General features: G+C 69.4%; 11 protein-coding genes. 7 read left to right on the top strand and 4 right to left on the bottom strand.

Features of this window, described 5'->3' with window-relative positions:
- The first annotated feature begins 88 nt into the window (after positions 1-88).
- The 5 genes from ACESM1_RS22695 to ACESM1_RS22675 all read left to right on the top strand — a co-directional run bounded on the left by ACESM1_RS22695 (position 89) and on the right by ACESM1_RS22675 (position 5819).
- Positions 89-883 (top strand): creatininase family protein, encoded by a 795-nt coding sequence (locus ACESM1_RS22695; RefSeq protein ID WP_372623492.1) that lies wholly within the window; start codon positions 89-91, stop codon positions 881-883.
- A 271-nt stretch (positions 884-1154) separates the two neighbouring features.
- Entirely contained in the window at positions 1155-2099 is a 945-nt protein-coding gene (locus tag ACESM1_RS22690; protein ID WP_372623491.1) for a UbiA family prenyltransferase, read from the top strand.
- Positions 2100-2843 (top strand): HAD family hydrolase, encoded by a 744-nt coding sequence (locus tag ACESM1_RS22685; protein WP_372623490.1) that lies wholly within the window; start codon positions 2100-2102, stop codon positions 2841-2843. It begins immediately after the preceding gene.
- Positions 2840-4573 (top strand): hypothetical protein, encoded by a 1734-nt coding sequence (locus tag ACESM1_RS22680; RefSeq protein ID WP_372623489.1) that lies wholly within the window; start codon positions 2840-2842, stop codon positions 4571-4573. Before ACESM1_RS22685 ends, ACESM1_RS22680 begins: the two co-directional genes overlap by 4 nt.
- Before the next feature lie 91 nt (positions 4574-4664).
- Positions 4665-5819: an acyltransferase family protein gene (locus tag ACESM1_RS22675; protein WP_372623488.1), complete on the top strand. Its 1155-nt coding sequence runs from the start codon at positions 4665-4667 to the stop codon at positions 5817-5819.
- 24 nt (positions 5820-5843) lie between these two features.
- On the opposite strand, the gene ACESM1_RS22670 is transcribed toward ACESM1_RS22675, so the two are convergent.
- The 4 genes from ACESM1_RS22670 to uvrA all read right to left on the bottom strand — a co-directional run bounded on the left by ACESM1_RS22670 (position 5844) and on the right by uvrA (position 12307).
- Positions 5844-6875 carry an NAD-dependent epimerase/dehydratase family protein gene (locus ACESM1_RS22670; protein ID WP_372623487.1) on the bottom strand — a complete coding sequence of 344 codons (1032 nt, stop codon included), beginning with the start codon at positions 6873-6875 and terminating at the stop codon, positions 5844-5846.
- 16 nt (positions 6876-6891) lie between these two features.
- The gene (locus ACESM1_RS22665) at positions 6892-8403 is read right to left on the bottom strand and encodes a GMC family oxidoreductase N-terminal domain-containing protein (protein ID WP_372623486.1); all 1512 of its coding nucleotides are present in this window, start codon (positions 8401-8403) and stop codon (positions 6892-6894) included.
- Positions 8363-8785, bottom strand: coding sequence for a hypothetical protein (locus ACESM1_RS22660; RefSeq protein WP_372623485.1), 423 nt, complete (start codon positions 8783-8785; stop codon positions 8363-8365). The genes ACESM1_RS22665 and ACESM1_RS22660 overlap by 41 nt, the downstream gene beginning before the upstream one ends.
- A 645-nt stretch (positions 8786-9430) precedes the next feature.
- The gene (gene uvrA, locus ACESM1_RS22655) at positions 9431-12307 is read right to left on the bottom strand and encodes an excinuclease ABC subunit UvrA (RefSeq protein ID WP_372623484.1); all 2877 of its coding nucleotides are present in this window, start codon (positions 12305-12307) and stop codon (positions 9431-9433) included.
- A 206-nt stretch (positions 12308-12513) separates the two neighbouring features.
- Here uvrA and ssb point away from each other — a divergent pair, with 206 nt between their 5' ends.
- Positions 12514-13053: a single-stranded DNA-binding protein gene (gene ssb / locus ACESM1_RS22650; protein WP_372623483.1), complete on the top strand. Its 540-nt coding sequence runs from the start codon at positions 12514-12516 to the stop codon at positions 13051-13053.
- A gap of 600 nt (positions 13054-13653) precedes the next feature.
- Positions 13654-13878, top strand: coding sequence for a transposase (locus ACESM1_RS22645; protein ID WP_372623482.1), 225 nt, complete (start codon positions 13654-13656; stop codon positions 13876-13878).
- Positions 13879-13941: the final 63 nt, after the last annotated feature.

The following is a 13941-nucleotide window of genomic DNA, read 5'->3' as shown; positions in this document are numbered from 1 at the left end:
TGCCCCGGCGGCCAGCCCCGCGCGTCTCGGCTTGACGCGATGCGGCCCTGACCGGAGGCTCCCTGCCCGAGCCGATGGGAGAGGCGCCATGGAAATCCGCTGGGAACGACTGACCGCGCCGGAGTTGCGGAGGCTGGCCGAGCGCGACGCGGTGGTGGTGCTGCCGGTCGCGAGCCTGGAGCAGCACGGCCCGCACCTACCGGTGTGGACCGACAGCTTCATCGGCCATGCGGTCTCCCTGCGCGCGGCGGAGCTGGCGGGGGATCTTCCCGCGGTGGTGCTGCCGCCGATGTGGATGGGGCTTTCCGAGCATCACTTCCCCTTCGGCGGCACCATCAGCCTGGACTACGCGACCTTCGCCGCCGTGCTGCGCTGCGTCGTGCGCTCGATCATGGCGGACGGGTTCCGCAAGCTGTTCCTGCTGAACAGCCACGGCGGCAATATCGAGCCGCTGGCGATCTCGGCGCGCGAGCTGGCGCACGAATTCGGCATCCCGGTGGTGACCACCACCATCACGAAGCTGGCGCCGGAGGCAATCCGCGCGGCGCTGACGACCCAGCCCGGCATCCAGCATGCCTGCGAGGGCGAGACGAGCCTCTGGCTGCATCTCGATCCGTCGCAAGTGCGACAGGACCAGCTGGCGCACAGCGTCTCGCCCGGCGGTTTCCCGGCGGGCGATGCGGCGGCGACGCGCTTCTGGTCCTTCGCCGAGCGCGCGCCCGTCACCGGGGTGCGCGGCGACCCGCGCGCGGCGACGGTGGGGAAGGGCAGGGCGATCTTCGAGGCGATGGCCGGGGGCCTGGCCGCGATGCTGCGCGATGGCGCGCTGTGGCAGGCGCCCGACAAGGTCTGGGCCCCGGGACGGGCGCAGGGAACGCCCTGACCGGGCGAAGCCACGCCGGCCGTCAGCCTGCACGGGCGCGATCCCGCATCGGCGCCGCCGCTGGCCCGCAGATGCCTTCAGGCGCGATGAGCGCGTAACGAACTCAACGTCGCGGCGTAGAGTGACGCTCAGGCCATCTCCCTCACGGCCATCTCAGCGCACACACTCTCATGTTGGTCGCGGCGTCCAAACATCCCCGGCACGATCTCGGCCGGCAATGCTCCGCATCGGGGATGAGATCGTGGCCGTTGATGATCACGCGGATTTGGCAGTGGCAGGGCCGCGTTTCGCGGACTACGTCCGAATCGCGCGGCCGGACCACTGGATCAAGAACATCTTCATGCTTCCGGGCGCGGCACTGGCCGTCGCGCTCAACGGCACGCCGACCCTCCTCACCGGCCTGCACGTGCTCGCGGCACTGGCCTCGCTCTGCCTCATCGCCAGCGCGAACTACACGATCAACGAATACCTCGACGCGCGATACGATCGCTTCCACCCGCTGAAGCGTTCGCGGCCGGGCGCCGCCGGCCGGCTCGAATTCCGCCTCGTCGCGCTGCAGTACCTGGTACTCGCCGCCGCAGGGCTGCTGGTCGCGCAGGCGCTCGGGACAGCCTTTCTGCTGACCGCGCAGGCGCTGCTGCTGATGGGGCTCGCCTACAACGTCCCGCCGGTGCGCACCAAGGACCGCGTCTACTTCGACGTGCTGTCCGAGAGCATCAACAACCCTCTCAGGTTCCTCATGGGCTGGTTCGTCGTCCTGCCCGATGCCCTGCCGCCGGCCTCCATCATCCTGGCCTACTGGATGGGCGGCGCCTTCCTGATGGCGATGAAGCGCTACAGCGAATACCGCCGCATCGGCGATCCCACGACCGCCGCCCAGTACCGGCGCTCATTCCGCTTCTACACGGAGGAGAAGCTGCTGCTGTCCTCCTTCTTCTACGCGCTGTTCGCCGCCTTCCTGCTCGGCGTGTTCCTGCTGAAGTACCGCATCGAATACCTGCTCAGCCTGCCGGCCTTCGCGCTGCTCTTCACCTGGTATCTCGCAATCGCGCTGCGCGCCGATTCGGCCGCGCAGGCACCGGAGAAGCTGCATCAGGAGCGCCGCTTCATGCTCTTCGTCGGCGCGCTGGCCGGCCTCGTCGCCGTGCTGACGGTGGTTGACCTGCCGGCGCTGCACTTCCTGATGCAGCCCTACCTGATTTCGCTGGCCCGCTGAATGACACCGCCCGACGAGACGGCCGGGCCGGGCGTCGCGGTCTTCGATCTGGACGGCACGCTCACGCGTCGCGACCTCTACCTCGCCTTCCTCGCCCAGGCCCTGCGCCGCCTCGGGCCGGCGCGGCCGCTGCGGGCGGCGGCGCTACCGGTGCTGAGTGCGCGCTTCATGCTACGCGGCATCGGCAACGACCGCCTGAAGGTCGCCTTCCTCGACGCCATCCTCGGCGGCCGCCCCCGCACGACGCTGGAAGACCTCGCCGCGGCGTTCGCCCGGCGCGCGGTGGAACGCGAGATCAAGCCGGCCGCACTCGCCCGCCTGGAGCGCCATCGCCGCGCGGGCGACACGCTCCTGCTCGCCTCCGCGAGCCTCGACCTCTACGTGCAGCCCATCGCGCGCCTGCTCGGCTTCCATGCCGCCGTCGCCACCCGCATCGCCTGGACCGCGGATGGCCGCGTCGCCGGCACTCTGGCTGGCCCGAACCTGCGCGGCGAGGCCAAGCTGGATGCGGTGCGCGCCGAGCTTGCTGCGCGCCTCCCGGACGCGGCGTGCCGCCTGACCGCCTATTCCGACCATGCGAGCGATCTGCCCCTGCTGGCGGCGGCAACCATCCCCGTGGCCGTGGATCCGACACCCGAACTCGCACGGATTGCCGTGAACCGTGGATGGCGTGTGGAGCACTGGTCGGGCGCCCAAGGCGGCGGCCAGGCGCAGGCCTCCCTTGCGGCGGAGAGCCGCGCGTGACCGTGCAGCTGCCATCTTCGCGGCTCGCAGGCGCCGGGCTCAGCAGCAGGAGGCGCGGCGCAGCGCTGGGCCGGGGAGGGCGGTGGCTGCTCGCAGCCCATGTCGCCGGCTTCGTCGCGCTGCCCTTCCTCTCCGCCTCCGTCTTCCCGAGCCAGGACGGCCCGGCCCACCTGCACACGGCAAGCCTGCTGGCCGGATTGAGGGAAGGCACCTCGCCGACCGCCGCGCGCTTCCTCGAGGAAGCGGATCCCGGGCTGACGAACACTGCCGCCTACTGGCTGCTGTCGCGGCTGATGGAGATGATGCCGCCGGTCCGCGCCGAGTGGACGATGGCCCTCCTGCTCACGCTGCTGCTGGTCGGCGTGATCCTCGCGGCGCCGCGCCTGCTCGGCGGCCGGGTGGCGGATGCGGCGGTCGGCTTGCTGCTCTGCGCGCCGCTGATGCTGCAGATGGGATCCTTCGCGCTGGTGCTGGCGATGGCGCCCGCCTTCCTGGCGCTGGTCTTCGCCGCGCGCCTGGTGCGCGGCGGCGGGATGGGGGACGCGGCGGCTTTCGCCGCGCTCGGCCTGCTCGGCTGCGCGCTGCAGATCCAGGTCGCGCCGGCGCTGCTTGCGGCGGTGTCGGGCGGCGCGGTCGGCGCGGTGGGCTGGCGCTGGCTCCGGGGCGGCGGCTTCGTCGTGCCGCGACAGTTCCTGGTCCTCGCCCTGGCATCGCTTCCGGTCGCGGCGGCGGCGGTCGCCTATGCTGCGGGGAAGTCGCCGGAGCATTCGGCATGGGCGATCCGATGGGATCCGCTGATCCAGGCAGCGACCCTTGCGCTGCGCGGCGACGTCGTCTGGTTCTCGATTGCCGACCCCGTCGCGCTCGCTCTCGCCACCGCCACGCTCGGCCTCGCAGCGCTGGCCTGGCTGCTGCGCGACCGGCCAACCGCCGAGCCCGCGGAGGAAGCGGCGCAGCATCAGCGCCATTGGCTGCTGTTCGGCGCCGTGGCCGTTGCCGGCGCGGTGATGGTGCTGCCGCGCGACACCGCGGCGGTGCCGCAGATCCCCCAGCGCCTGGCACCCTTCGCCCACCTCCTGCTTTTCCTGTGGTTCGTCGCGACCCCGCTGCCGCCGCGCTGGCGCCGCGCCGCGCTGGCCACCGCCGTCGCGGCCGGGTTGCTGCTGACCGCCTCGCGCAGCATCGGGCATGCGGTGCTGGAACGGCGCCTGCTTGCCGAGCTCTCCTGGGCCGAGGCGCAGATCCCCTCCGGCCGCGTCGTGGCGTTGGTGCACCTCGCGGCGATCCTAGACGTGAAGGGGCCGGCGCTGATGCTCGGTGGCATGCCGCTGCGCTTCGACCCGGCGACGCATCTCGGACGCGGCATCGCCGGGCGGGATGTGGTGGACCTCTCCAACTACCAGGTGATGCCGATCTGGGGCCTGTTCCGGGTGCAGCTCCGCCGGGACGTGCGTGCGCGGATCTCCGACCTCACCGAGTTCTCGGTGATGATCGAGGATGGCGACCTGCCGGAGGGCTTGGAAGCGTTCCAGTCGAGCCTCCGGCAGGCGGCCGGCCGCGAGATCGAGACCATCGTGGTCTGGACCGGCGGCCTCGACCCGGCCGAGGCACGCGCCGGTCACCCGCATCTCGCCGCCTTCCTGCGCGATCTGGGGGACGCGTTCCAGCGGACCGGCCGCTCGTCGCCGGCAGGGCTGGCGGAGGTCTGGCAACGCATGACCCCACCGTGAGGCAAGGTGTCCCGGGCGGCTTCGCCGCTGCGGGACCAGAGCGCCCCGGCCACGCCATGCATGGTGCGGCCTAGACCGGGACACCTTGCGCATGCGTCTGCTACCCCTGGACTCCCTTCGCGGCATCGCCGCGCTCTGCGTCGTCATTCATCACTGCCTGCTCGTCTTCCCCTCGCTCGAGCCGCTGCTGTTCGACCGGGGCCTGCCGATCACCGAGACGCGCAGCTGGTCCGCGGCGCTGCTGACGCTGACACCCTTGGGCCTGCTGTGGTCGGGCCGCGAGCCCGTCATGCTGTTCTTCGTCCTGAGTGGTCTCGTCCTGGCGCTGCCCTTCGTGTCGGGCCGCAAGCCCCGCTACCTGCCCTTCGCCACGAAGCGGATCATCCGGCTGCTGGCCCCCTCCGGCGTCGTAGTGCTGCTCGTCGCCCTGGCGCTGCCGCATGTTCCCACGGAGAGCCGGCCGGACCTCAGCAGGTGGTTCGCGCTCTCCTGGACCGAGCCGGTGACGGTGCCGCTGGTGCTGCAGCATCTGGTCCTGGTCCACGACTACTATCCGCTCAACAACGTGCTCTGGACCCTCGACTACGAGCTGCGCGCATCGCTCGTCTTCCCGCTTCTGGTGGTGGTTGCGGGCCTCCGGCTGCCGATCGTGGCTGCCATCGGCTTGGCGGCATTCGCGGCCGGCGTGGTGACGACGCGGCTGGTCGGGACTGGCGCCCTCGCCGCCCTCGTCTTCCTGCCGCACTTCCTGCTCGGCATCCTCCTCGCCCGGCACCGGGCTGCCATCGTGCAGCGGCTCGCAGCGCTCGGAGGCGGCCGGCGCATCGGCCTCTGGCTGCTGTGCTTCCTGCTCCTGCGCGTCCGCTGGCTGGTGCCGTTGCCCGGCGCGCTCTGCGACCTCGCCAATGGCTTCGGCGCCGCGCTGCTGATCGCGCTGGTCATGAGTTCCGCCGCCGCGCAGGCGGCGCTTTCACGCCGTGCCCTCGTCTGGCTCGGCGAGATCTCGTTCAGCCTCTATCTCGTGCATGTGCCGCTGATCCTGGGGGCCTTGCACCTCGCGCCGCCCGCGGTGCCGCCCGCACTCGTGCTGGCGGGCGTGATCCCGCTTTCCCTGCTGATCGCAACCTGGATGCACCGGCTGGTGGAGCGTCCGACGATCGCGCTCGGCCGACGCCTGGCCGCGCGGCTCGAGCCGGATCCGCAGCGAAGGGCGGCAACGGCCGACTGGCCGCCGGCCCACAGGTGAGAACGCCGGCGGGATCGCCTGCGGTCAGGAGAGGCGCTTGACCACCCAGAGCACGCCCTGTTTCAGCGGCGCGCGGTGTGGCGAGGCCGAGGTGCCGAGACGCTTGGTCCGTTCCTCGTTTTCGCAGAACCAGTCGTAGCTCTCCTCCAGCATGTCCATGTTGGAGTAGCGCGGCTTCCAGCCCATCGCGAGCAGGGGTTGCACGTCGAAGTAGCAGGCCTTGTGGTAGGTCAGGTAATGCCAGGGCACGAGGGGCGAGACGCGCATCCAGTACAGCATCCGGAGTGCGTTGATCGCCAGGCCTTCCGGCAGGCTCTTCACCTTGGAGGTGCTGCGGGCGTACCGCACCAGCGCCTCGAGGTCGCCGCGCAGGGTCCCGAACTCGTCGGTGCCGACGTTGTAGGTGCCGGCGCGCCCGGAATCGAGCGCGAGCATGTAGAAATCCATCAGGTCGATCGCATGGATGAACTGGAAGCGGATGTTGCCGCTGCCGATGACATAGACGTTCCGGTTCTCGTGGATCCACTCGAAGAGCACCTGGAAGATGCCGAGCCGGCCGCCACCGAGCGTGGCGCGCGGGCGGATCGTGATCAGCGGGATGTCGTGCCGTGCGCAGATCTCGTCCACCACATGCTCGCCGGCCAGCTTCGACCTGCCATAGGGCTCCACCGGGCGCGTCGGCGTCGCGTTGGTGATGGGGCCGTCGGGCGGAATACCGAAGACGGCCGTGGTACTGGTATGGATGAAGGCGCGCACGCCCACCTTCGCCGCTTCCTCGGCCACGATCCGCGAACCTTCGACGTTCACGTCCCAGTAGCCCTTGCCGGCATTCGTCTGCGCCACCAGCGCCGCATGGTGATGCACGACGTCCACGCCGCGCATCGCGCTCGCCACGGCTTCGCGGTTGGTGACGCTGCAATTGACGTACTCGATGTCGCGCGGCCGCGATGGGTCTTCCCAGATGTCGAGGATGCGCACCTCCTCGCCACGTTCGCGTAGCCGGCGTGCCACCAGGTTCCCGACGAAGCCGGAGCCGCCCGTGATCAGATGTCGCATTGTCGCTGGCGTCCTGTCAGGCCGTGATGGCTGCGGCGTGTTCGGGGATGGCGCGTGCCGCACCGGGCCGCGCCGCTCGTTCGAGGAAGTGCATGACATTGCGATGCGCAATCGCCATGACCGAGCCCTGCGGGTTCACGACCGTCGGCGTCGGTAGCAGCGAGCAGTCGGCGATGTGCAGCCCGTCCACGCCATGCACGCGCCCGAAGCTGTCAGCCGCGCAGCGGGACGTGTCCTCCCCCATCGGACAGGAGGAGAACAGGTGCAGCGCCGTCGTACTGGCGCGGTCCGGCGGGAGAGTGTCCGGCATCCGCGCCACGTCGGCCATGGAACGCACCGGCGCGAAGCCAGGCAGGCTCGGATAGACCGCCTCGGCCCCGGCGGCGAGCAGGCACTCGCAGAGCCGCCTCAGCCCCTCCGCAAGCTCGGCCAGGTCCTGCGGTGTCTGCCGCACGCGCACGAGCGGGTCGCGGAAGCCGGGGATCGGTCGTACCGTACCGATGCCGCCGGTGTTCTGGGCGTAGTAGATCGCCATCCGCCGCCAGTCCGCATCCACCTCGCCGAGGCGGTCCGGATGCGGTGCCATGGCGAGGGCGAGGGCCGGCCGCTTGCTCATCGAGCAGCCCATGCTGAAGCGCGGGTCGAACTGCTTCACCTGGTGCACCGGCTCCAGCTCGCCGGGGAGATTGACTTCATCCGGGAACCTGGCGACGGCTTTCACCATCGGGTGAAAGCGCAGCTGGTCGCCGACATTGCGCTTGATCCCGGAGCGGCGGAGCAGTGCCGGCGTTCCCGTCGCGCCGGCGGCGACGAATACCGTGGCGGCCGAGATCTCGATGACGCGGCGCGGCCCATCCGAAGGCCGATGTTCCACGCTTGCGCGCCACCGCCCGCCGTGGCGGGCGAGCTTCATCGCGCGCGCATCGGCCAGCAGCCGCCCGCCGGCTGCGAGGAAGCGCGGCACGAAGGTCTCGGTCATCGATTGCTTGCGACCCGGGCTGCCGGCGTTCCAGTCACGGCCATAGACGAAGAGGCGCGGCACCTCCATCGATGCCCAGCCCAGACTGGTTGCTCCCTGCTGCAGGCGGCTTGAGATGGCGGGCGCGGGGCCTGGAAGATACTGCACGCGCGCGATCGCCTCGCAGGCTTCGAAATGGCTGCGGAGACGGTCCTCCTCGAGCGCGTCCACCCGGTATTCCCGCCGCCACCGCTCCAGCACGCCTTCCGGCGTGCGGTGATAGAGGCCGCGATTGATCTCGCTGCCGCCGCCGACGCAATTGCCCTCGACGAAGGCGATCTTCGCGCGTCCGAAGGCGATGTTGATACCGGCGTTGCGGTATTTCTGAACGATCTCCTCACGGGAGAAGTGCGGCGCAGATTCCAGCGGCAGGTACGGCCCCTCCTCGATGAGGAGCACGTCGCAGCCCGCCTCGGCGAGCATCGTCGCCGTCGTGGAGCCGCCTGGGCCGGAGCCGATGACGAGGATCTCAGGCGCGAGCGGTGCCGCCAGCGCCGCCGCCTGCGTCAAGGTCCCGCTGCTCTGAAGCATAGCCATAATCCTGTCCGTAGAGGTCCGAGTAGAGGCTGAAGACTGCAAGCGTCTCGTAGAACTCGATCAGCCGTCTTCGTGGCTCGAGGCGCGATGTCTTCCAGGCCTGCACATGCTTGATCCGAAGCTCGTGCGGCAGGCGATGGAACGGCTTGCCGTGGCGAGGCAGCGACCATGCGTCGAAGGCGAGCGTCAGCAACCGGAACGGCAGGCGGAGGTAGTCTGGCATCCGCGCATGCACATCGAGCAGGAACCGGCCGACGCTCGTGGACGGATCACGCTCGTCGGATCGCGGCGCGGATCGCTCGCGGACCGTGGCCTGTGCGAACGCCTCCACGGCTCTCTCGAAGTCAGGCAGCATGCATCACCTTCTGCACGTCGTGCTGCGCCGCGAGACTCTCCTCGCGCAGCTGACGATCATAAGCGTTCATCTCGCTTACGGGACCACGTAACCGCAACAATCCGGCATCACGTCGTGGTGCGTCCGGCCTGCACCAACCAGCAGCGCACACGATGCTGTGCTTCAGGGGACCGTTCTGCCGCGATCTCGCCGCGCCCTCCGCCGTCTCGACCCGGACCCACAGCGCCAATTCACCGGATCGACGGCGCCCGCCGCGCCATTCTGGAAGTGGACGCTGACGGGATCCGCCGCCGGCACCCGCGCTGCCAGCTTGATCCTCTGCAGGTCCGGCGAGAAGCTCGCGCGGGCGAAGTCTCCAAGCGCGGCGCCGGGAACGGGCAGGGTGGTCGTGACGCCTTCGCCCACGGCGTGACGACCGCCCGGGCGCTGCCGTTCCAGCCCCGCTGCGTCAGCCTTGCCGCGTCGAACACCACCAGCCCGACGGAGGGCGCGTAGACCACCCACGTACCGCCGAGGCGCTGCGCCAGCCGGTTCTGCTGCGCCATGAAGACGGCCATGGCGGAGCCGCAGCGCGGCGCCGGAAGCGATCTTGCCCTCCGCCCGCGCATTTTGCATCGGCGCGCCGGCGCCGATGGCCGAGGCTGTCTATGCTCGCTTGCGCTTCCGCACCGGCTCCGGCGCCGCCACCGCGCCGTCGCGGGCGAGGATCGGCGCGAGGAAGCGGCCGGTGTGGCTCTCGGCCACCGTCGCCACGTCCTCCGGCGTGCCGGCGGCGACGATGCGCCCGCCGCCCTCGCCGCCCTCGGGGCCCAGGTCGAGGATCCAGTCGGCGGTCTTGATGACCTCGAGGTTGTGCTCGATCACCACCACCGTGTTGCCGGCCTTCACCAGCTGGTGCAGCACCTCCAGCAGCTTGCGCACATCCTCGAAATGCAGGCCGGTGGTGGGCTCGTCCAGGATGTAGAGCGTGCGGCCGGTGGCGCGGCGCGACAACTCCTTGGACAGCTTGATGCGCTGCGCCTCGCCGCCCGAAAGCGTGGTCGCCTGCTGGCCGAGATGGATGTAGCCGAGGCCGACATCGCGCAGGACCACCAGCTTCTCGCGAATGGCGGGCACCGCGGAGAAGAACTCCACGCCTTCATCCACCGTCATGTCGAGGACGTCGGCGATGGACTTGCCGCGGAACTTCACCTCCAGCGTCTCGCGGTTGTAGCGCTTGCCCTTGCAGGTGTCGCAGGTGACGTAGACGTCGGGCAGGAAGTGCATCTCGATCTTCAGCACGCCGTCGCCCTGGCAGGCCTCGCAGCGGCCGCCCTTGACGTTGAAGCTGAAGCGGCCCGGCGCGTAGCCGCGCGCGCGCGCCTCGGGCAGTTCCGAGAACCAGTCGCGGATCGGGGCGAACAGGCCGGTATAGGTCGCGGGGTTCGATCGCGGCGTGCGGCCGATCGGCGACTGGTCGATGTCGATGATCTTGTCGAGGTGTTCGAGGCCCTCGATGCGGTCATGCGGCGCCGGCACCTCGCCGCTGCCCATCAGGCGGCGGGAGGCGGCCTTGAACAGCGTCTCGATCACCAGCGTGGACTTGCCGCCGCCGGAGACGCCGGCGATGCAGGTGAAGGTCCCGAGCGGGATCTCGGCGCTCACGTCCTTCAGGTTGTTGCCGCGCGCGCCGACGATGCGCACCAGGCGCTTCGGGTCGAGCTTCCGGCGCGTCTCCGGCATCGGGATGCGCCGCGCGCCGGAGAGGTACTGGCCGGTGATGCTGGCGGGGTTGGCCTCGACCTCGGCCGGCGTGCCCTGGGCGATGATGCGGCCGCCAGCCTTGCCGGCCGCGGGGCCGATATCCACCAGGTGGTCGGCGCTGCGGATCGCGTCCTCGTCATGCTCGACCACCAGCACCGTGTTGCCGAGGTCGCGCAGCCGCCGCAGCGTCGCCAGCAGCCGTTCGTTGTCGCGCTGGTGCAGGCCGATGGAGGGCTCGTCCAGCACGTAGAGCACGCCGGTCAGCCCGCTGCCGATCTGCGAGGCCAACCGGATCCGCTGCGATTCGCCACCCGATAGTGTCGCGGAGGCGCGGCCGAGCGAGAGATAGTCCAGCCCCACATCATTGAGGAACTGCAGCCGCTCCTCGATCTCGCGCAGGATGCGCCGCGCGATCTCGGCGCGTTGCGGCGTCAGCGTGGGCATCACGGCGCCGAACCAGTCGCGCGCCTTGCGGATGGAGAGCGCATTGACCTCGCCGATATGGCAGCCGGCGACCTTCACGCTGAGTGATTCCGGCTTCAGGCGATGGCCGTTGCAGGCGGGGCAGGGGCGCTCGGCCTGGTAGCGGGTGAGCTCCTCGCGGGTCCACGGGTTGTCGGTCTCGCGGAAGCGACGTTCGAGGTTGGGGATCACGCCCTCGAACGGCTTCTTCACGTCATAGGCGCGCAAGCCATCCTTGTAGCGCAGCGTCACCACCTCGGACCCGGTGCCGTTCAGCACCACCTGCCGGAAGGGCCTGGGCAGGTCCTGCCAGGGCAGCGTCATGGACAGCTTGTAGTGCCGTGCCAGGCTCTCCAGCGTCTGGGTGTAGTAGGGCGAGGAGGCGCCGGCCCAGGGCTGCACGGCGCCGTCCTTCAGGCTCTTCGTCTCGTCGGGGACCACCAGCATCGGGTCGAAGAAGGCCTGGATGCCGAGGCCGTCGCAGACGGGGCAGGCGCCCTGCGGACTGTTGAAGCTGAACAGCCGCGGCTCGATCTCCTCGATGCTGAAGCCGGAGACCGGGCAGGCGAATTTCTGGCTGAACACCGTGCGTTCCTGCGTGTCCGCATTCTCGGCATAGGCGACGCCTTCCGCCAGGCCGAGCGCGGTCTCCAGGCTGTCGGCGATGCGGGACTGCGCGCCATCGCGCACGACGATGCGGTCCACCACCACTTCGATGTCGTGCTTGAGCTTCTTGCTGAGGTTCGGCGCCTCGGCGATCTGGTAGAGCGTGCCGTCCACCTTCACGCGCTCGAAGCCGCGCCGCTGGTATTCGGCGAGCTCCTTCTTGAACTCGCCCTTCTTCCCCTTGGCGACCGGGGCGAGCAGCAGCAGCCGCGTGCCCTCCACCATGGCCATGATGCGGTCCACCATCTGGCTGACCGTCTGCGCCTCGATCGGCAGGCCGGTCGCCGGCGAATAGGGCACGCCGACACGCGCCCAGAGCAGGCGCATGTAGTCGTGGATCTCCGTCACCGTGCCGACGGTGGAGCGCGGATTGTGGCTGGTGGTCTTCTGCTCGATGGAGATGGCGGGCGACAGGCCCTCGATCGAATCGACGTCGGGCTTCTGCATCAGCTGCAGGAACTGCCGCGCATAGGCGCTGAGCGATTCCACGTAGCGCCGCTGCCCCTCGGCATAGATCGTGTCGAAGGCGAGCGAGGACTTGCCCGAACCGGAGAGCCCGGTGACGACGGTGAGCGTGTCGCGCGGGATGTCGAGGTCGAGGTTCTTGAGGTTGTGCTCCCGCGCGCCGCGGATGCGGATCATGCCGCTCATGCTGGTCCCATTGGGGTCATCAGATCCGAGGGGGCGGCGCACGGGCCGGCAGGTCCGCACGTTCGCATTGTGTTCCGGGGGTTCTAGGCCCATATAGATGGGCTTGGAAGAGGTTTCGCCAGGGGTGGTGCGGTTGCGCCCGCATGGCTGGCCTGCAACCCCGGGCCGGGCTAGTTTCCCGGCCTGAAGACGAGGGATTCCGACCGATGGCCGGAGTGAACAAGGTGATCCTGCTGGGGCGGCTGGGCCGCGACCCGGAGGTGCGGAACTTCCAGAATGGCGGCCGGGTGGTGAACCTGCGCCTCGCCACCTCGGAACGCTACAAGGACCGCGAAGGCAACATGCAGGAGCGCACCGAGTGGCATTCGGTGGCGATCTTCAACGAAAAGCTGGGCGAGATCGCCGAGAAATACCTGCGCAAGGGTAGCGAGGTCTATGTCGAGGGCCAGTTGGAGACCCGGAAGTGGCAGGACCAGTCGGGGCAGGACCGCTACTCCACCGAGATCGTGCTGCGGCAGTTCCGCGGTGAGCTTGCCCTGGTCGGCGGCCGCGCCAGCGGGGGCGGTGGGGAGATGGGGGAGCCTCCCGAGACTGGGGGCGGCTATGGCGGCGGGCGGTCCTCGGCTTCGAGTGAGCGCGGCGGCGGCGGCTGGGACCGCGGCGCTGGCGGCGGCGGTGCCGGCCGCTCTTCCGGCGGGGGGCGGGCGCCGGCCAAGTCCGACCTCGACGACGACATCCCGTTCTAGGTTGTGGTAAACTAAGTTTGTAAACAACGTGCCTGGGGTTCGTTGCTCCACAAGGGGTTGAGGCGACTTTGTGCTGCCAGCGATACTTTAGAAGTTGGCTTCTGAGTAGCGGTACCCCAGGCGTAAACATTCGCGCGCGTCGCCCTGTTTTCCTGGGTGCGTGCACCCCGGCGACGACATGACCGCACCGGCTGTACGCTTCGGTGGCTTCGCCAAGGCCCTGGTTAGGCGCATTAGGATTGTAGCCCTTCCCAAAACTTAGAGGCTGTCTCGGGATGAGGCCGCATTGTCAGGGAAGGGCGGAAAGCGGTCCTTTCTGACGGTGCGAGCCCCGTCGACGAGGTCCCGCGCAAGCGCCCCAGGCGAGCCTCCTGTGGGCAGACGCCCAAGCGGGATCCCACCGCTATTGTCTCTGCCACTCTGGAAACGATGCCGAATTCCTGCGTGAGAGGGATCCCAATCGGAACTCCGACATGCCAGCCTTCTGCCTTTCATTTGCAAAGGTTTGTCTGACTGTAAGCGCGGCGACGAGGCCCGCCTTCCGGCGCGGGCGGTGAGTATGCTTGGTCGGCTTGGGGTTGGGAGCTTCGAGCCGACGTTATGGTCGACGTTAATGACGACGCGAAGGGCGGCAGCTATCGCCGGGTAGAGGTTCTCACGGGACCCGGCCGACGACGGAAATGGTCGGACGACGACAAGGCGCGGATCGTGGCGGAGACGCTGGAGCCTGGCACGGTCGTGGCGGAGGTCGCGCGGCGTCGGCAGGTCTGCCCGCAGCAGGTATTCACATTGGGCCTACCCCGTTTGAGTGGACACCTCAGATAGGCTGAAGAGCCTGGAGGTGACGATGTCGGAAGGCGTGAAACGGCGCCGGAGCTTTCCGGAGGC

The sequence above is a fragment of the Falsiroseomonas sp. genome (genome assembly GCF_041690465.1).
Taxonomy (GTDB): Bacteria; Pseudomonadota; Alphaproteobacteria; order Acetobacterales; family Acetobacteraceae; genus Falsiroseomonas.
This window is presented reverse-complemented; position numbering and strand designations above follow the sequence as displayed.

What these genes read in the sequence shown, in the direction of transcription:
- ACESM1_RS22695 (WP_372623492.1), top strand. Translation starts at nt 89, where the DNA reads ATGGAAATCCGCTGGGAACGACTGACCGCGCCGGAGTTGCGGAGGCTG.
- ACESM1_RS22685 (WP_372623490.1), top strand. Translation starts at nt 2,100, where the DNA reads ATGACACCGCCCGACGAGACGGCCGGGCCGGGCGTCGCGGTCTTCGAT.
- ACESM1_RS22675 (WP_372623488.1), top strand. Translation starts at nt 4,665, where the DNA reads ATGCGTCTGCTACCCCTGGACTCCCTTCGCGGCATCGCCGCGCTCTGC.
- ACESM1_RS22670 (WP_372623487.1), bottom strand. Translation starts at nt 6,875, where the DNA reads ATGCGACATCTGATCACGGGCGGCTCCGGCTTCGTCGGGAACCTGGTG.
- ACESM1_RS22660 (WP_372623485.1), bottom strand. Translation starts at nt 8,785, where the DNA reads ATGCTGCCTGACTTCGAGAGAGCCGTGGAGGCGTTCGCACAGGCCACG.
- uvrA (WP_372623484.1), bottom strand. Translation starts at nt 12,307, where the DNA reads ATGAGCGGCATGATCCGCATCCGCGGCGCGCGGGAGCACAACCTCAAG.
- ssb (WP_372623483.1), top strand. Translation starts at nt 12,514, where the DNA reads ATGGCCGGAGTGAACAAGGTGATCCTGCTGGGGCGGCTGGGCCGCGAC.
- ACESM1_RS22645 (WP_372623482.1), top strand. Translation starts at nt 13,654, where the DNA reads ATGGTCGACGTTAATGACGACGCGAAGGGCGGCAGCTATCGCCGGGTA.